The organism is Parapedobacter tibetensis (genome assembly GCF_024704835.1).
GTDB lineage: Bacteria > Bacteroidota > Bacteroidia > Sphingobacteriales > Sphingobacteriaceae > Parapedobacter > Parapedobacter tibetensis.
Window position 1 is genome coordinate 202,793 of the sequence record NZ_JAMXBE010000002.1, and the last position, 21,129, is coordinate 223,921.

At 45.8% G+C, this 21,129-nt stretch carries 10 protein-coding genes; 6 read left to right on the forward strand and 4 right to left on the reverse strand.

What is annotated here, in order from left to right; genetic code table 11:
• Positions 1-34 precede the first annotated feature (34 nt).
• The 5 genes from NF543_RS03490 to NF543_RS03510 all read left to right on the forward strand — a co-directional run bounded on the left by NF543_RS03490 (position 35) and on the right by NF543_RS03510 (position 9,574).
• Positions 35-2,257: an alpha-N-acetylglucosaminidase gene (locus NF543_RS03490; RefSeq protein WP_257666716.1), complete on the forward strand. Its 2,223-nt coding sequence runs from the start codon at positions 35-37 to the stop codon at positions 2,255-2,257.
• A gap of 114 nt (positions 2,258-2,371) precedes the next feature.
• Positions 2,372-5,290: a SusC/RagA family TonB-linked outer membrane protein gene (locus NF543_RS03495; RefSeq protein WP_257666717.1), complete on the forward strand. Its 2,919-nt coding sequence runs from the start codon at positions 2,372-2,374 to the stop codon at positions 5,288-5,290.
• 28 nt (positions 5,291-5,318) lie between these two features.
• A complete protein-coding gene (locus NF543_RS03500; protein WP_257666718.1) occupies positions 5,319-6,845 on the forward strand; it encodes a RagB/SusD family nutrient uptake outer membrane protein in 1,527 nt (508 codons plus the stop codon).
• 118 nt (positions 6,846-6,963) lie between these two features.
• Positions 6,964-8,244 (forward strand): sugar MFS transporter, encoded by a 1,281-nt coding sequence (locus NF543_RS03505; protein WP_257666719.1) that lies wholly within the window; start codon positions 6,964-6,966, stop codon positions 8,242-8,244.
• Between the two features lie 142 nt (positions 8,245-8,386).
• A complete protein-coding gene (locus NF543_RS03510; protein ID WP_257666720.1) occupies positions 8,387-9,574 on the forward strand; it encodes an ATP-binding protein in 1,188 nt (395 codons plus the stop codon).
• 157 nt (positions 9,575-9,731) lie between these two features.
• On the opposite strand, the gene NF543_RS03515 is transcribed toward NF543_RS03510, so the two are convergent.
• The 3 genes from NF543_RS03515 to NF543_RS03525 form a co-directional block, all read right to left on the reverse strand.
• The gene (locus NF543_RS03515) at positions 9,732-12,134 is read right to left on the reverse strand and encodes an ABC transporter permease (protein ID WP_257666721.1); all 2,403 of its coding nucleotides are present in this window, start codon (positions 12,132-12,134) and stop codon (positions 9,732-9,734) included.
• A 145-nt stretch (positions 12,135-12,279) separates the two neighbouring features.
• Positions 12,280-14,661 (reverse strand): ABC transporter permease, encoded by a 2,382-nt coding sequence (locus NF543_RS03520; protein WP_257666722.1) that lies wholly within the window; start codon positions 14,659-14,661, stop codon positions 12,280-12,282.
• A gap of 523 nt (positions 14,662-15,184) precedes the next feature.
• Positions 15,185-17,569, reverse strand: coding sequence for an ABC transporter permease (locus tag NF543_RS03525; RefSeq protein WP_257666723.1), 2,385 nt, complete (start codon positions 17,567-17,569; stop codon positions 15,185-15,187).
• A gap of 593 nt (positions 17,570-18,162) precedes the next feature.
• Here NF543_RS03525 and NF543_RS03530 point away from each other — a divergent pair.
• The gene (locus NF543_RS03530) at positions 18,163-18,621 is read left to right on the forward strand and encodes a DUF6036 family nucleotidyltransferase (RefSeq protein WP_257957429.1); all 459 of its coding nucleotides are present in this window, start codon (positions 18,163-18,165) and stop codon (positions 18,619-18,621) included.
• Positions 18,622-18,708: 87 nt separating this feature from the next.
• Here NF543_RS03530 and NF543_RS03535 read toward each other — a convergent pair whose 3' ends face one another.
• Positions 18,709-21,117 (reverse strand): ABC transporter permease, encoded by a 2,409-nt coding sequence (locus NF543_RS03535; protein ID WP_257666725.1) that lies wholly within the window; start codon positions 21,115-21,117, stop codon positions 18,709-18,711.
• Positions 21,118-21,129 lie beyond the last annotated feature (12 nt).

The window sequence follows — 21,129 nt, forward strand, 5'->3', positions numbered from 1 at the left end:
TAATGTCAACGTAGCACACATCAAGAATAAGTATATGAATAAGCAAATACATCTTTTCTTTCGCGTGTTTAGCATCATTTTATTGATGATTTTCTCGGCGAATATCAGTCACGCCCAGCTCAATGTGGAAGAGGCCAATGCTTTTATCAAACGCATACTTCCAGAACATTTTGAAGCCTTCGATGTGGAGGATCTCCCGTCGGAAGAAGGCAAAGACAAGTTCGAGATCGAAAGTGAGCGCGGGAAAATTGTGCTGCGAGGATCAAACGGTGTAAGCATCGGCTCCGCCTTGAACCACTACCTGAAGACCTTCTGCAATGCCGATATCTCATGGAATGGCACTAACCTTGATATTCCGCCAAAATTACCCTCTGTAAAGCAAAAGATCAGCAAAATATCTCCTTATAAATACCGCTATTACCTCAATTACTGCACATTCAACTATACGATGGCGTGGTGGGATTGGGAAAGATGGGAAAAGGAAATTGACTGGATGACACTCAATGGAATCAATATGCCTTTGGCTGTACTTGGCCAAAATGCCGTCTGGCAACGGGTCTACAATGACATGGGTTTCACCAACGAAGAGTTACATAATTTTTTCAGCGGTCCGGCATACTCGGCATTCAATTGGATGGGGGTGTTAGACGATTGGGCGGGGCCGTTACCGCAAAGCCTAATAGATGCACATGAATCCTTGCAAAAGAAAATACTCCAGCGGCAACGTGCATTGGGCATGACCCCCGTATTGCCGGCCTTTACTGGCCATGTTCCTCGAGATTTCAAGAAGAAATACCCAAATGCAAAACTCAATGCGCTTGAATGGCAGGGCTTCCCTCCAACCTACGTCTTGGATCCCAACGACTCCCTATTTATTGACATAGGCGAGCGGTTTATTAAAGAACAGGAAAGGACTTTTGGTACTGATCATTTGTATTCGGCTGATACGTTTATCGAAATGATACCACCTTCATCGGATTCTACATTTTTGAACGACATGAGTTGGCGGACATACCAGTCTATGGCCAAAGCTGACCCACAGGCAACTTGGGTAATGCAAGGTTGGATGTTCCACTACATGGCCAAATTCTGGCAACCTACCCAAATCAAAGCCTTGCTTAATGCTGTTCCCAACAACCATATGATTATACTCGACCTAATCAGTGAAAACCATCCCGTGTGGAGCCGGACTGATGCGTATTATGGAAAGCCGTGGGTATGGTGCATGTTACATAATTTCGGGGGCAACATCAGCCTCTATGGTAGGATGAATAATGTCGCGAACGATCCGGCAATGGCGTTGCGCGATGAGCATTCAGGTGATATGCTGGGTATTGGACTGACACCGGAAGCCATAGAGCAAAATCCGGTGATGTATGCATTAATGGTAGAAAACATTTGGCGGGATACGCCTATCCCCCTGGATAACTGGCTTGATGATTACATAAAACGCCGGTACGGAAAAGAAAATGAAAATGCGCAAAAAGCATGGCAGATTCTAAAGAATACCGTTTATAACGGCAACGTGGCATCGGGTGGACCAGAATCTATTATTACCGGGCGACCTACTCTGGAAAAAGAAGCGAGGTGGACAAGAACCGAGCTGTATTATGAGCCAGCGAAACTCGTGAAGGCGTGGACATATCAAATTGAAGCAGTCCCTGAACTGAAAAATAGCGACGGTTTCCAATATGATTTGGTAGACCTTACAAGGCAAGTATTGGCCAACTATGCCAACGTGCTTCAGCAAAAATATGCACAAGCATATCGACAAAAAGAAATTGCGAAGTGCGATAAATATAGCAAGGCGTTTCTGGAGCTAATAGACGACTTAGATCAGCTGCTTGCTGCCCGCAAGGATTTTCTGCTCGGTACGTGGCTGGAAGATGCAAAACGATGGGGTACTACGGAGGAAGAACAGAAGCTTTACGAAAGGAATGCAAGAAACATAATCACGTTATGGGGCGATAAAGACAGTAGGTTGCACGATTATGCATGCCGGCAATGGGCCGGTTTATTGAAAGGATTTTATAAAGTGCGTTGGGAGAAGTTCTTCGCCTATGTAAGACATGCTCAAACAAACGGGGGAGAAGTTGACCTGGGACAGTTTACGAATGATATAAAAGATTGGGAATGGAGCTGGGTTCGGGGTAACGAGGCATACAGCACCGCGCCTATTGGCGACCCAATAACAATCTCAATTCACATGTTTGATAAATACCATACCGAAATGTTAAACGCATATTATACCAATTAGATGCTTACTAAGAAAGGAGGACGAATGAGACAAATCTTCAAATAAAAAAAGGGAGACATTGGCCGTGCCTCCCTCATTACATTAAATAAATATAAAATAATCTATAACAAAGTTATGAAAAAAGTATGTAAAATTACCCTTTCGTTATTTGTTGTCCTGCTCTTTTCCCTGTCATCTTATGCCCAAAGCCGAACCATTACAGGCAACGTAACCGATAAAAATAACGTGGTAATCGCCGGCGTAAATGTACATATAAAAGGCTCTGATGTCAGTACAGTAACAGATACTTATGGGAATTTTGCCATTGAGGTGCCGGCGGAAGGAAATGTTGTCCTGGTATTTACTTATCTCCGTTTCGCTACCCAAGAGATCGCTATAGTTGACCAGCGGAAAGTCAACGTCCAAATGACCGAAGAAATTCGGTCGTTGGATGAAGTCGTGGTAATCGGTTATGGTACGCAAGAGAAAAAGGAAATTACCAGCGCAGTATCTTCCGTCAACCGGGAGACGTTCAATAAGGGGAACGTAAATGATGCTGTCACGTTACTTCAGGGGAAAGTGGCAGGACTAAGCATCAGTAAACCGGGAAGCAATCCAAACCAAGGAGCTACCATCCGGCTGAGGGGGCTTTCTACATTAGGAGGAAACGCAAGCCCATTGATTGTGGTAGATGGTGTCATTGGTGTTAATCTAAACGCCGTTGACCCCAATGACATCGAAAGCATCGACGTACTAAAAGATGCTTCTGCTGCCGCTATATATGGTAGTCGAGGGGCCAGCGGCGTCATTCTAATTACGACTAGAAAGGGCACTATTGATCGCACGCTGCTGGAATACGATGCCTATTATTCTGCCGAAGAAGTGGCGAGAACCGTAGACGTCATGACCGCGGAAGAATTTAGGAATTTGGGTGTCGGTACAGATTTTGGATACAATACAAACTGGTATGATGAAATCACAAATACCGCGGAATCGCAAGCCCATAATTTAGCACTTTCTGGTGGAACAAATCAAACCACTTACAGGGCGTCCATTAATTATCGCGATATCCAAGGTATCGCACTCCATTCTGGCTTTAACCGACTCAATGGTCGATTGAATCTAACCCAAAAAGCACTAGACGATCGTCTTTCTGTTTCGCTTAATATGACAAGTACAACGCTCAACTCAAAAGGAGGGAGTGACAATGCCTTTAAATATGCTGCAATATATAACCCTACATCTCCCGTGCGATCCAATGAGCCTGTATATGAGCAATATGGCGGATATTTCCAACAGACACTGTACGATTACCTCAATCCGGTTGCATTGCTAGAACAGGTCAGGAACGAAAGGCAGACCAACTTGGTTAATATTAATTTAGAGGCTCAGCTTAGGCCAATTGAAAAGTTGAACGTTCTGGTCCGTTACGGTAGGCAGCGATATACTACCGAACGTAGCGAATATTTTTCGAAGAATAGTCTTGGAACCGGTATGGACAGAAACGGATATGCAACGAAAGACCAAGGTAAAAGCGACAATCAACTATTCGAAAGCACAGCTACCTATAATGACCAATTCGAATCGTTAAAATTCACCGGTCTGTTGGGTTATTCATACCAGGAATTTGACAACGATGGTTTTGCCGCTAATGGCGGTAATTTTCTTTCCGATGCATTCAGCTATAATAATTTGGGGGCTGCTCTTGATTTTGCCAATGGAATAGGAAGGGCCTCAAGCTATAAAGATGCTAGTAAAATAATAGGATTCTTCAGCAGAATAAACCTTAATTATGACAACACCTATTTTTTGTCTGCAAGTTTGAGACGGGAAGGATCAACCATGTTTGGCGAAGGCAATAAATGGGGTAATTTTCCTGCGGTAAGTATTGGCTTGGCTTTAAGTGAATTGATTGACATACCGAGGGTAGACAACTTGAAATTGAGAGCCAGCTATGGCGTCGCAGGCAATACTCCGCCCAGCGCTTATCTCTCGCTGCTCAGGTTAAAGCCTATCGGCAACTTTTATTACGATGGAAACTGGATACCAAGCTATGGTCCTGCAAGCAATGCCAACCCGGATTTAGGTTGGGAAAAAAAGGCAGAATTTGATGTGGGCGCAGATTTTACTCTTTTTGATGCGCGCCTTTCTGGATCAATTGACTATTATAAAAGAAACACAAAAGACCTTATTTATCCCCTTTCGGTACCTGTTCCGCCAAATTTGGTAGAAACTACACAATTGAATATTGGCGAGATTAGTAGCAGCGGTTTAGAAGCAAACTTCGATTATCTAGCCATACAAAGAGGTAATTTCTCTTGGACAACTGCACTAAACGGCACGTATTATTTTGCCAATACGCTGGTATCCTTATCCAACCAAGCAGAAGGATTGGAGTTTGGCGGCCGCCGTGTTACTTCTACCTTGGGCAACCCCGGACTCGGCAATACGCCTGCGACAGTTGTGGAAGAGGGGCAGCCATTGGGACTGCTGTGGGGAATGCGATACGATGGGTTGACAGAAGATGGGAATTGGATATTCAAGGATTTGAACAATGATGGACAAATTGACCAAAATGACGAGACGGTGATTGGCAACGGCCTGCCGAAATATCAACTTGGGTTCAATAATACCTTTTCCTATAAAAATTTTGACCTCAATTTCTTCATACGCGGAACCTTTGGACATGATTTGATTAACACATACCGTGTCTTTTATGAGGGCAAGAATGTCGCAACATCTTACAATGTCGTAAATACCAAATACTTCAACCCAGCTCTTGACGACGTTCAAAAGTTTAGTGATCATTATGTTGAAAAGGGAGATTATGTGATGTTGGATAATGCAACTTTAGGGTATACTTTGCCTATACGAACCAACATGCTGTCGAGGCTCAGGGTGTACTTATCTGGTCAAAACTTATTCGTGATAACCGGCTATACAGGGGTCGACCCGGAAGTAAGGCAAAGCAGTGCTTTGGCACCTGGGGTTGACTTGCGAAACAATTGGCTGTTCACCCGAACATACACCGTAGGTATTCAATTGGGTCTTTGATAAACGTGGAGAACTAAAAAAATTAATCATGAGAAAAACATTTCTAATACGAAGTACATTAGTAGGAATATGGCTATTGTTAGGCATTGTTCAATCCTGCACAAACCTAGATGAAGAGATTTTTAGTGAGATTACCCCCGAAAATTTCTTTAGAACGGACGCGGAGTTTGCCTCTGCATTGGGTGAAGCTTATTTTAGACTTGACTGGTGGGTTGATCATAACCGTATGCTTCCTTTGCAGGAAGTCACTACTGACGAAATAGTGGTTCCTACCAGAGGGCAAGATTGGGACGATGGTGGTAGATGGCGAAACCTGCACCGCCACCAATGGGATTTTAGCGACATCAGAGTCAACTATACCTGGACATATTTGTACCAAGGGATAAGTACCTGCAATCGGCTATTGCATCAATTCAGTTTGATAGATGCCGAAAATATTCAGGGTTACATTGCTGAATTACGGGGCTTGAGAGCGCTGTTTTACCTACAATTATTAGATCTCTTTGGAAATGTTCCTGTTGTAACGGAATTTGATGTCCCAGCTGATTATGCACCGCCTACCACTCCTCGACATTTGGTTTATGCATTTGTAGAGGAAGAGGCCTTAGCCATACAAGATTTATTAAGCAAAGATGTGGGAGGTGTTAATTATGGACGGGTTAATTATTATACAATACAAGCCCTTCTGGCAAAACTATACCTCAATGCGGAAATATATACAGGTACACCGCAATGGGAGAAGACGATAGCGGTTTGTGATGTGATCATTAATTCAGAGAAATTTAGTTTGACTACTGATTACTATGACAACTTCAGTACCAATAACCAAAACTCCTCGGAGTTCATTTTTGCTATCCCTTATGATGGTGTATTTTTTAAGGGATTCAAATACCATAGGATAAGTTTGCACTATGCAAGCCAGGCCACATATAATTTAACGGTCCAACCCTACAACGGGTTTTGTACGTTGGCAAACTTTTATTATTCGCATGAAGATTCCGATGTACGCAAGAATAACTTCCTCGTTGGGCCACAATATAGTTCGGCTGGTGAACGCTTGGTTGATCCCGGAGCAGAGGCCAGTGACCCGGATGGCCCTCCGATAACCTTCACCCCGGAAATTAATGAATTGGCGCCCAGAGCGCTTCGTCAAGCAGGAGCCCGGATTGGGAAATGGGGGATCGCCTCCGGTACCATGACAGACTTGGACAACGATTTCAGTGTTTATAGGTATGCAGATGTCCTACTTATGAAAGCGGAAGCTCTTTTCCGGATGGGGCAGACAACCGGAGAGGCATTGCGCCTAGTCAACCAGATCAGAAGCCGCGCTAAGGTAGCGCCTTTTACAGCATTAACCGCAGATAACCTTTTGGCGGAAAGGGGAAGGGAATTGTTCGCTGAGCTGCATCGGAGAACCGATTTGATCCGCTTCGGGAAATTCAATGATGCTTGGGAATTCAAAGATGCCGACCCGAGCGACCATGTGAATATCTTTCCGATACCAAGACCCCAAATGGATGCCAACCCCAATCTGACACAAAACCCGGGCTATTAGGCAATATTAAACGGTCGCGCAATTGTGATTTTCATCCGGACTATACATCGAACGATGGTAGCCCGGATGAAATCTCTTAGCTACTACACGGAATTAAATCAACGAAAAGAAACCTGTTATGTCGACACGATTACATGTAAAAGTAAACTACACACGTCAAATCATATTGATTGGATTGTTCTTTTTTTTGTTCGGCTTCATTACCTGGATAAATGGCGCTTTGATTCCCTATCTGAAAATCGCTTGTCAACTTGAAGAATGGCAGGCTTACTTAGTCACATTTGCATTTTATATCGCCTACACGGTCATGGCACTGCCTTCGGGCAAATTGCTGAGGTATACGGGTATGATTGGCGGTATGCGATGGGGGTTATACGGCATGGCGCTGGGTTGCCTGCTGTTCATACCAGCGGCTTGGCAACGCGAGTACCCGTTGTTCCTTGTCGGACTATTTATTGTCGGCACTGGCTTGACCATATTGCAAACCGCGGTCAATCCATACATCACATTGCTTGGCCCAGCCAAAAATGCAGCCCAACGAATGAGTATCATGGGCATATGCAACAAGTTTGCTGGCGTGTTAGCGCCAATTATTTTTGGCGCCATCATCTTACGCGACGCGAGCGATTTAATTCATGAATTGGAACAACTTGCTTCTGCAGCACGAGAAGCTAGGCTTGATGTATTGGCCCGCCAAGTAATTGTACCCTATAGCATCTTAGCAGTTTTCCTAGCGTTATTGGCTTCACTCATCCGCTATGCCAATCTGCCTGAAATTGCTTCGTCTACTCGCGCTATTTCGCGCAACGTTGATAAAGTGTTGCCGTCCAAATTGTACAATGCGCGAGTCCTTTCCGGATTCACCGCCATTTTTTGTTCAGTAGGTGCGGAAGTGGTGGCTGGCGATACCATTGGCAATTATGGCCTCTACCAATCCATGGATCTGGATCTCGCAAAAATGCTTACCTCTTATACACTTTTTAGTATGATGATGGGCTATGTGATAGGTTCATTAATCATACCCCGATTTATTAGTCAAGAAAAGGCTTTCATTAGTTCCAATTTGATAGCGCTCGTTATACTGTTTTGCGTCCTGATATTACCCGGCCTATTTTCTGTATACAGTGTCGCTTTACTGGGCTTTGCCAATGCGCTATTATGGCCGGCGATATGGCCGCAAACGTTGCGTAATCTGAAAGGCAAACAAGTACAACAAGCATCGGCCATATTAATTATGGGAATCGCAGGTGGGGCTATCATGCCGCTGATATACGGATTTGTGGCTACAGGTATCGGCAACCAATGGGCTTACATTACCATCATTCCTTGTTACTTGTACAATATTTGGTACTGGTATATCGGTACTCGTGAAAAGGTAGGGGTACCGCGGGACGCTTGAACTATTTATTTACAGAAAGCCATCCTATGTTGATGCGTTTGTTTACATAAAGTATAACTATTTGATTGAAGTTTTGTCATAAAGTTATACTTTGTGATATTATTTTTATCATTTTTGGTCATTTTTATATTACATTTGCACCATGTACGCAAGAAATATATACCCTGCATTAGAAGCTCATTTATCCAAAAAACAAGTAACCGTAATTACCGGCATGCGCCGCGTAGGCAAGAGTACGGCTGTGAAGCATCTATTGAAATGCCTTGATCATGACAATATACTGTATCTTGATTGTGAACGTGTGGAGATCAGGGCATTGTTCTCCCGTCCAAATTACGAGGAGATAAAAAATGAAATGGAATTGATGGGGTTTGACTTCTCCACAGCAGGCGTAATCGCCATCGATGAGATACAGCTTTCGGCGGATCTGCCGAGTATTGTCAAATACCTTTATGATACGTATCAAACCAAGTTTGTTGTCACCGGATCCAGTTCCTATTACTTGAAAAATAGGTTTTCCGAAAGCTTGGCAGGAAGAAAGCGCATATTTGAATTGTATCCGCTCAGTTTCAAGGAATTTTTGGTATTCAAAGAAGTCTGGAAAGACAAGTTTAACGAATACGCTGGCAAAACTTTTCAAGCATCGTGGTACAACCAAATGAAAAATTGGTACCAGGAATACCTCACCTATGGCGGATTTCCGGAAGTGGTGCTGGAAACACATGCTGCGGATAAAATGGAATTACTTCGTGATATCATCAATTCGTATATCGAATTGGATGTCAAATTATTGGCAGACTATTCGCAAAGCGAGGATTTGTACAAGTTGACGAAGTTACTGGCAGCAAGGGTAGGGAATAAAATAGACCATTCAAAATTGGGCAGTATTTCAGGGATCAACCGTCAGAAAATTGCCTCCTACGTTCAACTGTTTGAACAAACTTATCTCATCTGCCAGATTGCACCATTTACGCGAAACATCGATAAGGAGATTGCTCATCAAAAGAAGGTTTATTTTGCCGATACGGGCTTACTGCACGCACTTGCAGGAAACTTGCTTTCCAGTGGCCAGGTTTTTGAGAATGCAGTAGCTGCGCAATTGAAAGCCTTCGGTGATTTAAACTATTACCAACGCAAAAGCGGACAGGAGATTGATTTCATATTAAATGGCGATACGGCCATCGAAGTAAAGGAAACAGCAGTTGTCCAAGATAAGAATACGCTGTTGCAACGTGCATCATCCATTGACCTACAGGAAAACTGGTTGATAGGGCTCCATCCTGCACCAAACGGATTCACTGATTTTATTTGGGCAGGAACATTGTTTTGAAATAGTTCTTTATCATTTTTTAGTAGTTAGTACATCGTACTTAGTCATTAGACAAGCCGATCCTTGTTCCTTTTATCTTTACTTCGTTTTTGTCCCTTGCTCTTTTCTCGCTAACCTTTTGGCCGATTGCTGGTAGCCGATTGCCGAAAGCTGACAGCTATTCATCCCGCAAACTATCCACCGGATTGGCCACTGCTGCCCTGATGGCCTGCCAGCTCACCGTAGCCAAGGCAATCACTACAGCCGCTAATCCTGCCACGGCAAACATCCACCACTGGATGTCGATGCGGTAAGCAAACCCATCCAGCCAGACACTCATCATCCACCAAGCTAATGGCGAAGCAATGATAATGGCTAGGATTACTAATTTTAAAAAGTCTTTGGAGAGCAATTGTACAATGCCGGTGACTGAAGCACCCAATACTTTACGGATGCCAATTTCCTTCATCCGCAATTCGGCCATGAACATCGATAACCCCAGAAGACCGAGGCAGGAAATGAAGATGGCGATGCCCGCGAAAATACTGAAAAGGATCTGCTGGGTCTGCTCCCGCTCGTATAGCGCCCCGAAACGGTCATCCAGAAATTCGTATTTAAAGGGGTTTTCCGGAAAACGGGCCTTCCATACCGATTCTAGATGATTCAACGTGGCCCGGATGTCCCCGCCAGAAGTCCGTACAGACCACCAGGCGTAGCCGACACCATTATTCATACCCATGGCTAAGGGTGTCACCTGTTGATGCAGCGACTCAAAATGGAAGTCCTTCGTTACGCCAATAATTCTACCTTTTTGATCGCCATACGCAAAGACGTTGCCAATTGCGTCTTCCGGATCGTCCCACCCAAGCATCTTTGTGGCCGACTCATTCAGGATAAACCCTTCTGAACGGTCGGTTGGATGCTCGCGCGACAAATTCCTTCCCGTAGCCATTTCGATTTGGTAAGTGGGAATAAATTGTTCGTCAATGGCCAACCCCTTGATCATCGCTCCAGTTGGTGCTAATTCACTACCGCGCATGATGGAGGCTGCTTGGCCATCCAATAACCGCCCGGTGGGAATGCGTGATGAGCGCCCGACATCCACAATGCCGGTATGCTGCATCAACTGCTGCCGTGCTGATTCATATGCGGTGGAATCGCCCGCCGCTGGCAATAGTATAACCTGCTCCTTCGAGTAACCCAATTTGAAATCCTGCACATGTTGCATTTGGCTATACACCACCGTGGTGCAGATAATCAGTAGTGTAGCAATGGCAAATTGTGCGGTTACTAATAACTGCTGTAATATTCCTTTCTTGACGTCGGTAGCCACTTTGCCCTTGAATACCTTGATGGGCTGAAAAGCCGTAAGGAAAAAGGCGGGATAACTGCCTGAAACCAACGCGGTAAATAGCATCACGGCCAATATGATGCCTATGAATGCTGGGCTTAAAAGGTCGGCATACAGGAGATCCTTACCCGATAAATTGTTTAGGAACGGAAGGGTGACAAATACAAATGCAAATGACACCAGCAAAGCAATGATGGTATATAATAAAGATTCAGTCAGGAACTGCCTGATAAGCTGGCCGCGTTGTGCACCCACTACTTTGCGCATACCCACTTCCTTTGCCCGTTTGGCCGACCGCGCTGTGGTCAGGTTCATATAATTGATACAGGCAATCACCAAGATGAATAGGGCAATGGCGGAGAAGAAATAGACATATCGGATATCCGATGTAGGTTCTATTTCCGAATCGGTATGCGAATGGAGGTGGATGTCTGTCAATTTCATCAAGTGCAATACGGACCATTTGGAGGTATTTTCTCCCATGTGCTTGTTTTGGAAGCTCGGGAAGGCTTCCGCCAGCCGTTGGGGATCATAATGCTCAGGCAGCAATAAAAATGTATTAAACGAGTTGTTCCCCCAGTTTGTCCGCAAACGTTCCGCACCATAGATATTTTCATCGTTCAAGGTGGCAAATGAAATCAGGAATTCCGGATGCATGGTCGATTGGGCGGGCAGCGGTTCAAACACTCCTGTTACCATCATTTCCGATCGGTTATCCACACGGACCATCTTGCCCAACGGGCTTTCATTGCCGAAGTATTTGTGGGCCATGGGGGTCGACAGCAGGATGGTGAACGGGTCTTTCAGTGCCGTACGCGCATCGCCCCGCGCCATATCGATCGTAAACATATCCAAAAATCCATCTTCTGCGAAAAAGACCCCTTCCTCGTTGAAAATGGATTCGCCGTATCGGATGGTGGCATTGGTTTCCAACATGCGGACCATCTGCTCTACCTCTGAAAAATCCTGAGCAATTAATGGGCCGTAGGGAGGGGCCACACGCGCGAGATGAAGTGTAGTCGAGCCGTCATCCGACAAAAATTCTCGTGATACCCGGTAAATCCGGTCGGACTTTTCGTGGAACCGGTCATAACTCAATTCGTCTTTGATGTATAAGGCCAGCAACAAGAACGCGGTAAGCCCGATGGCCAACCCCACGATATTGATGACCGAGAATGCCTTGCCGCGCATTAAATTGCGCCATGCCGTTTTGAAATAGTTCTTTATCATCGCTTTTTGCTTATTATTGATTTCTTGTTTGTTTTTTAAAGGCATCAATGAACCCTCCTGCGTCGGGTTTCGTTAATTCGCCTATTCGTTCATGCGTCTATACGAATTTGCGCATTAACGAATCTGCGAATCTGCGTCCAAAAAATCATTCATCCCTTAAACTATCAACTGGATTAGTCACCGCTGCCTTGATGGCCTGCCAGCTCACTGTTGCCAAGGCAATCACTACCGCGGTCAACCCCGCCACCGCAAACATCCACCAGCTGATATCAGTCTGGTAGGCAAAATCGGCCAACCACCGGTGCATCACCCACCATGCAAATGGTAAGGCAATCCCGATGGCAATCAATACGAGCTTCATAAAATCAGACGATAGCATCCGCACAATATTGGGTACGGATGCACCCAACACCTTACGGATACCGATTTCCTTGACCCGCTGCGCGGTACTGTATGATGCGAGGCCAAACAGCCCTAGGCAAGAGATGAAGATGGCCAGTATGGCGAAGTTCAGGAACAACCTGCCGAATTGCTCTTCACTGCGGTATTGCCTATTGAAGTATTCATCCAAGAAGAAATAGTTGAAAGGCTGGTTCCCTACCGTTGCCTTCCATTCCTTTTCAATCGCAGCAATAGTAGCCGGCATATTCGCCGTCGAAACATGGATGGAAACGAGATTCAAGGCCTCAGGTTCGATACGCATGGTCAAGGGTTCGATTTTGCCTTGTAATCCCCGGAAATGGAAATCCTTCATCACGCCGATGATCGTTCCTTCGCGGCCCCACTGTTTAAAACGCTTTCCTATCGCCTCTTCAGGCGAACTGTAGCCAAAAAGTTTCACGGCCGCCTCATTCATCACCATGGCCTGCGTGCTATCGGTTCCGAAATCCCTCGAAAATCCCCGGCCTGCCAGCATTTTTATCTGGTATTGGTCGATGTAGTCAAAATCCACAAAATACAGGTCAAGATTAGCAATTTGCAGATCTCCCGTTATGTTTTCGATTTCGGAGTAGGCGCCTGGATTTCCACCGCCCGGCACACTGCCCGACAGCGCACTGGATTTCACGGCTGGAATGCCAGTGAGGGCCTGCCTAAACGCTTCCTTGGATGGGCTTCCCTTCGTGTCCACAACCAACATCTGGTCCTTGCTGAACCCTAAATCCTGATTGCGCATATACTGCATCTGATTGTACACGATGATGGTGCCGAAGATCAGGGCAACGGAAATGGTGAACTGGGCAATGACCAAGCCCTTTCGCAAAAAGATTCCCTTTGTGCCCGTGGCAAAGCGTCCCTTCAATACCGTAACGGGCTTGAATGCCGAAAGGACCAGTGCTGGATAGATGCCGGCAAGCAATCCAATGCAGATGGCCGCCACAAGCAGAATGCCGATGTAGCCAACGTTTGAAAAAACACCCGTGCTGACCGGTTTGCCCGCCAACTGGTTGAACAGGGGTAGCATGAGTACGGATAATCCAACGGTAAATAGGAAGGCAATCAAGCACAACAACAGCGAATCGCCGATGAACTGTTTGGTAAGCTGGCTTTTGGCCGCACCGACCACCTTGCGTATCCCGACCTCCTTGGCCCGTTCGGTGGAGCGGGCTGTGGTCAGGTTGATAAAATTGAAGCTGGCAATCAACAGGATGAATACCGCCACCATGGAAAAGATATATACATTGTTGATATTGCCAGTATTGGAGCCATTTCGTGTTGAGTATAAATACACATCCTTCAGCGGTTCAAGGAAAAGGGTTGCGTACATTTGACTCTGTTTCATTTCACTTCCATTCCGCTTTTCAAGAAAATCAGGGAATTTCTTCTGTAGGGCACCTGCATCGCTTCCTGGATTCAGCAAGAGGTAGGCTTGAGCGCCATAATTACCCCATTGCTCATCGAGCTTGGGGTTAAGCTTCTGAGTGAGCGTACTCATAGAGACCAACATATCCGCCTTCAGTCGGGTATTTTCCGGCATATCCGCCATGACACCAGTCACCGTAGCTGTAAGTTCCTCCTCGTCGATCAACAGCGTTTGCCCTATGGGGTCGGTGTTGCCAAAATATTTTTTTGCGGATGTTTCTGTGAGTACGATGCTGAAAGGTTCTTTCAACGCGGTCTGCTTATCCCCCTTGACCAGACTGAAATCGAATACCTGGAAAAACGCAGAATCAACGAATGCGCAGTTGTCTTCTTGGAATTGCACGTCACCTTTCTTCGCGATAAAACTGGTGTTGTTGACACGCACAAAGGCTTCCACTTCGGGAAACTCATCCTTTACATTGGGCGGTACTGCCCATGATGGCCCTCCGGCATTGAGTACTTCCGTAGGTGTCTTAATGTCGCATACAATACGGTATATACGGTCGGCGTTGCTGTGAAACTTGTCGTAGCCCAGTTCGAATTTGATATACAGGAAAATCAGGAAGCAGGCCGTCATACCCACGGTAAGTCCCATAATGTTGATGAACGAAAAAACCTTGTTTTTCTTCATGTCCCGCCAAGCGATTTTGAGGTAGTTTTTCAGCATCTTGTCTGTTTTTTTATGGTGTTTCAGCTACCCCAATGCTTGGGGTGGTTGTAACATTATAGTTTGTTCTTTATCGCTGTTACAGCTATCCCATTTCATCGGGATGGTCTCAGCATGATTATTTGATCTTTTTTATGGGTGCTTCAGCTATCCGCCAGTTGGCGGATGGTTTGATCATTCGTCTTTTGCTTATTCGCGAATAAGCCCACTGCTTATAATACCTAGTTCCTTCGTTTTTTTGTCGATAAATAGTCAACCCCATAAAACGATACATATTTTGCGCCAAAACCACAATATATTGATAGTAAGCCAAATAAATCGATAATTGGTTCGAGAAGTGTTCGATATCGAACACCTGTTGTTCAATAGCGGACAATGGAAGGGTTGGATATCACTATGTCATGGTAGAAAAGCCGTTGGAATAAGAAAGCTTTCCATGTTTCGATAAGCACTTCAGGTTAATGAACGGTTTTCTGAATTTTGATTTGATGGCGGAATAACGAGTTACCGCATCAACTACCCATCACTCATCCCTCAAGCTATCTACCGGATTGGCCATCGCGGCCTTCATCGACCGATAACCTACCGTCAGTGTGGCAATGGCAAACGTAACACCGATGGCGAGCATAAATACACCGGCCCCGATCGTCACCTGATAAGCAAAATCCTGCAAATACCTGTTCATACCCCACCACGCAATTGGGGCGGCTATGACGAAGGCAATCAACAGCAAGCGGGCAAACTCTTTGCCGAAAAGCCACAGAATCTGCGAGACATTGGCACCGAGTACCTTGCGTACACCAATTTCTTTGGTCTTGTGCAGCGCCATGAACGAAATGAGCCCGTACAAGCCCAAACAACCAATGAGGATGGCCACTAAAGCAAAACCCTGGATCAGCCGAAGCATGATGTTGTCCATTTCGTAGAACTCGGCAACTGCTTCATCCAAAAATTGGTAGGAGTATACATAATCTGGATACGTTTCGTTCCAGATTTTTTCAAACTCGGCCATGGATGCGACCAACTCCCGACCGTTAAGCTTGATCGAACAGTTCCGATATTCCCTAATCGAGGATGCCACACAAATTGGAGCTTTTTCCGTATGGAATGAATAATTATAGAAGTCTTTCATCACGCCGACAATGGAGCCAACTTCGGTTCTTCCGTTGACAGCGATTTGCTTTCCGATTACCTCCTCCGACGTGTTCAGATTAAGGTTTTTAACAAACGTTTCATTGACCAAAAACTCGCGGGCCGTATCCGAAGGGAAAATATTTCGCCCCGCAACCAACGCAATATCAAATGTAGCTAGGTACTGATCATCCGCATATTTCATGTTGACGCTCCAATGTTCGTCTTCCGGGCGATTGTCATATTGTATACCAGTGCTGAAGTTCCAGTTCGAAGCTGGTGGATTGAAATTGAGAGACACATCCTCCACGCCATTTACGGTCGCCAGCCGGTTGCCCATGGTCTTCATTTTGGATACATGATCCTGCTCCGGGATGGATAGGCTCACAATGGCCTCTTTGTTGAAACCCAAATCGGCCTGCCGGGCATAACGGATCTGGCTGGCGATGATGATGGTACCGATAATGAGCACCTGCGAAATGGTAAATTGGCCTACGACGAGAACACGCCGCAGGGAGAAACCACCAATTTCCTTTTGGGTGATTTTGCTCCTGAGTGCATGGATGGGCCGGAAGCCAGAAAGCACCAGTCCGGGATAAGAACCCGAAAGGAAAATCACGAATACAATCACCAAACCAAGAAACACCGGCATTTCCCAAGCGCTGAAAAGCTGTAATTGGACTTCCGATTGCAATGACTGATTGATGACCGGCAGTGTAACGGTGGCGATGCCGTAGGCCAGTACGGTGGCAAGCGATGTAATGATGGCCGTCTCCGCAATAAACTGCCAAAATAAATGCTTCCGCTTGCTACCCAATACTTTGCGGATGCCGATTTCTTTGGATCGATTCATCGCCTGTGCGGTAGCGAGGTTGGTAAAGTTGATCCCGGCAGTGATGAGCAAAAATAGGCCGATGAGCGACAAGGCCCAGAGGTAGTTTTTATTGATGTAGCCATCAAGCTCGGGATTGAAATGAATATCATCTAGGGGTTGTAGGTTAAACTTCCAAATCTTGGCATCGCGGCCTTCGTAATAAGTGGCGGGTAAGCTGGCCATTGCTTCTCGTGCTTGATTGGCGTCTACCCCTTTTTTTAGCAACGTATAACAGTTTGTTCCGCTGTGCACCCCACTCCAAATGTTCTCATTGGGATCATGTAGCAGTTGATGGTAAGAAATGAAAATCTCCTGCGTAATGTCAGTATTGCTTGGGAGATCTTTTAATACACCCTTCACCACATAATCGGTTTCGTTGTTGACTTTCAGTGTCTGGCCCATCGGGTCTTCGTCGCTGAAATATTTCTTGGCGATTTGTTCAGTGATGAGGGCCTCGTTTGGTTTGCGGAGTACCGTCTTACTATCCCCTTGAAGCAATGGATAATTAAATATAGAGAAGAACGCTGGCTCGGTGTAGGCTATTCCAGACTCCTCCTCAAATTTTTTATTGTCGGCCGATCCGGGTAGGGAAATCAGTGTATTTCGGTAACGGACAATCCGTGCGGTATGCTCCGCAAAGCTGAAATCAGACCGGATGGCCTTTCCTAACGGACGGGGAACACCGGAAGAGCGACCCACCTCCCCGTCATGCCATTCCGTTATCAAGCGGTAAATACGGTCTTTCTTCGAGTGGAACGTGTCAAAACTAAGATGGTAGCTCACTAGCGCGAAGATAAGCAGCGCGCAAGCGATGCCCAACGATAGTCCGAATACATTGATAAATGCGTAAGATTTGTTGCGCTTAATGTTGCGCCAAGCGGTTTTGAAATAGTTTTTTAGCATTTTCTTTAGTAGTTAGTCCATAGTAGTTGGTACTTAGTAGTTAGACCGGCGAATCTTTTTTCCTTTTATCCTTCTCTTTACTCCTTGCTTTCATATATCCTCATTTTTTCATCCATCACCGCCATCGTCTGCCTGTCACCGACCCACAACGGCTATCTTTGCAAAACCAGAAAGACAGAAACAAAAAACAGTCTAACCGTAACTTGGGTCACAGTTTTCACACCAAAAAAGTAATATATTGATAATGAGTATACTTTCTAAGTATGTATTGGTAAAAGTGTTCGATATCGAACACCTGTTGTCCATATGCGAACAGTCAAACTGCTGGTAGTAAAAAATTTTACTACTTTTGTTTGATTGTTAGCTGATCCACAAAATATTTGGGGCGATGTCGGATTTCCGTTTAAACAGAAATGCATTTAAGGCACAAACTGCAGATGAGGCGGCCAACCACGCCTTATACTATAAAAATAAGCATTGGACGGCGCGATTGGCGATATCGGCATACCTAAATAGTATCGCTTTTAACTATCCAATTGATTCCCCGCCTCGCCTTAACCGAACAAAATTTAGTGTCAGAGGAAGGGGCTAGCTTGAGAGGTAACATCTTTAATGAGGATTTTAGGGATTTCTTACTCGCATTAAACGAGAAAGACGTGCGATATCTTTTAGTAGGTGGGTTCGCTGTGATACTGCATGGTTATTCGCGTACGACTGGTGATATGGATATATGGGTAGAACGTACCGAAGAGAACTATAAGCGACTATGCAAAGCATTCGAGCAGTTTGGCATGCCGGTTTTCGATATGACAGCGGATAATTTTCTATCACATCCGGTATGGGACGTATTCACATTTGGGATTCCACCTGTGGCCATTGACATCATGGTTCAAGTAAAAGGGATGGATTTCGAAACGTGCTACCAACATGCTGTTTATTTTGAGGATGATGATTTGAGTATCCGTACGATACATAAGGATAGCCTTGTTGAAGCCAAAAGACAAAGTGGAAGACCAAAGGATTTAGATGATCTCGAAAACCTTAACACGTAGTTTTATCGTGCGATCCCGATGGGTCGGGATTTTATCGACGCCGTACTCGTTTTCTATGGAGTCGATGAGCTCTTCGAGGTTCCCCCGCTACTCATCCCTCAAACTCTCCACCGGATTGGCCCGCGCCGCCCGGATTGCATGGTAGCTGACCGTCGCCAAGGCAATCAAAGCAGCTGCGATACCGGCCAGCGCAAATATCCACCAGCTCAAGTCCATGCGGTATGCGAAATCTGCCAGCCAACTATTGCCTGCCCACCACGCCAGTGGTATGGCTACGACGATGGCTATACCTACCAAACTCAAAAACTGCTTGGAAACCATAAACGTGATATTGCCCACGTTGGCCCCCAAGACTTTCCGGATGCCGATTTCTTTGGTGCGCTGCGTGGTCGTAAAGGCAGCCAAAGCAAATAAGCCTAAACAGGCCAAGATAATAGCGACACCCGAGAAGAGCGAGAATAGATTGGCGATGCGCGCTTCGGCTTTGTACAACGCATTGAAATCTTCGTCCATAAAGTGATAGTCGAACGGCCGGTGTGCAATGCGCGATTTCCACGCCGATTCCAGTGCTGCCAGGGTCTGCGCTGTGTTTTCGGTGCTTATCTTTACAAAGAGTTGCCGTACCACGTTGGTGTCCAGAAAGACAAGCAGTGGTCCGATTGGCGCGTGCAACGATTCAAAATGAAAGTCCTTTACAACGCCCACCACCGTTCCCTGTCCGTATCGCACCACCGTTTTTCCGATAGCCTCCTCGGCTGTCCAACCGAGGTCGCTTACCGCTTTTTCATTGAGGATGAAGGTCGACCTGAAGTTCTTGTAATTTTCGCTCGTATCCTGCAGTGCAAAATCTGCCCGGCTAAAGTCTCTGCCAGCAACCAATTGCATACCCATGGTCTTCAGGTAGTCGAGATCCACGGGCGTAGCATTCAACGATAATTCCCGTATACCATGCCCATCATCTACCGTGATACCATCACCCCACCCAATGGACGTGGGATCTTCGTAGGAGCCGGTTACACTGGTGACATTCGGTATGTTTTGAAATGCCGCTTTCAGTTGCTCGTACAAGGGTTTTGTTTTATTGTCTACAGGCAATACAACCACCTGCTCACGGTCGTAACCCAAGTTCTTTTGTTGGATATAGGAAAGTTGCTGGGCCACAATCAAGGTGGCTGCTACGAGAAAAATTGCGATGACAAATTGAACCGTAATCAAGGATTTTCGAAGCATGCCGCCCGAACTGGAAACGCGGATTCCCGATTTCAAAATGGTTACCAATTTTGTGCTCGTCAACACAAATGCGGGATAGGCTCCTGCTATGACGCCGATGAGGCAACTCAACAACAGGATGGCGGCCAAAGCCTTCGGGTGTACAAACAGCGCAGCGGTGAATTCTTTTCCGGTAACCGTATTGAATAGCGGCAGGAGGGGCATACTGATGACCATCGCTAGGCCGGTAGCGAGGAGGGTGATGGCAAACGATTCCCCTAAAAACTGTTTCCACAACTGGGATTTACCGGCACCCATTACTTTGCGGATGCCGATTTCCGTACCCCGGCTCACCGATTGGGCAGTAGCTAGGTTGATGTAATTCACGCAGGCGATCAGCAGGATCAGGAAGGCGACGATGCTTAGCACGTAGATATACGTGATGTTTCCGTTAGCCTCAAAGTTGTTGCCTACGGCAGAATGCAGGTGTACGGCTTCTAGCGGTTCCAGGTGGTATGTCCAATAGTCCGAGCTGCCTTCGGTTATACCCATCTCCGTATGGTTCACCTCTTTCATGTAGTCCGCTATCTGCTTTTCAAGTATCGGCAGCTGATTGGCATCGTTTAACAATAAATAGGTGTGGTAATTGGCAGATTTCCACTGTTCGTTTTTTGAAGCACCAAGACTAGTGAAGGATAGGAGGATATCATACTGGATTTGGGAATTCAAGGGAGCTTCTTCGGCGATTCCGGTCACCTCATATTCTAGGTCACTGCCATCCAAGCGCAAAGTTTTTCCAATCGGGTCTTCCGTACCAAAATATTTCTCTGCCGCCTTGGGGGTTAATACCACCTTTCGCGGCGCGTCGAGTGCAGTTGTGCTGCTACCCATGAGCAATGAAAACGAAAAAAGCTTGAAGAAATCCGCATCGGCATACAGCACCCGGTTCTCTTCAAACGATTTAACACCATCGGAAACTGAATGGGTATACTTCATTGTGCGTACATAGGTTTCCACTTGCGGAAATGTCCGCTGGAATTGCGGCCCCACTTTCGTTCCGGTAACATCCGTCTTGCTCAGCGTGCCGGAAAACTGGTACTCCATATACACTTTTGCGATGCGGTCGCCATTTTCCTGGAAGTTATCGTACGTCAGTTCGTTCCACACATACAGGCCAATGAGCAAACAAGACACGATACCCGTAGTGAGCCCGATAATATTTACGGCACTATACAGCTTGTTTTTGCGGATATTCCGCCAGGCGATTTTGAGATAGTTCTTAATCATTTTCTTTAGTAC

Excerpts from the sequence above, each read along its gene's own strand:
- NF543_RS03490 (WP_257666716.1), top strand. The coding sequence starts at position 35 with ATGAATAAGCAAATACATCTTTTCTTTCGCGTGTTTAGCATCATTTTA.
- NF543_RS03495 (WP_257666717.1), top strand. The coding sequence starts at position 2,372 with ATGAAAAAAGTATGTAAAATTACCCTTTCGTTATTTGTTGTCCTGCTC.
- NF543_RS03500 (WP_257666718.1), top strand. The coding sequence starts at position 5,319 with ATGAGAAAAACATTTCTAATACGAAGTACATTAGTAGGAATATGGCTA.
- NF543_RS03505 (WP_257666719.1), top strand. The coding sequence starts at position 6,964 with ATGTCGACACGATTACATGTAAAAGTAAACTACACACGTCAAATCATA.
- NF543_RS03510 (WP_257666720.1), top strand. The coding sequence starts at position 8,387 with ATGTACGCAAGAAATATATACCCTGCATTAGAAGCTCATTTATCCAAA.
- NF543_RS03515 (WP_257666721.1), bottom strand. The coding sequence starts at position 12,134 with ATGATAAAGAACTATTTCAAAACGGCATGGCGCAATTTAATGCGCGGC.
- NF543_RS03520 (WP_257666722.1), bottom strand. The coding sequence starts at position 14,661 with ATGCTGAAAAACTACCTCAAAATCGCTTGGCGGGACATGAAGAAAAAC.
- NF543_RS03525 (WP_257666723.1), bottom strand. The coding sequence starts at position 17,569 with ATGCTAAAAAACTATTTCAAAACCGCTTGGCGCAACATTAAGCGCAAC.
- NF543_RS03535 (WP_257666725.1), bottom strand. The coding sequence starts at position 21,117 with ATGATTAAGAACTATCTCAAAATCGCCTGGCGGAATATCCGCAAAAAC.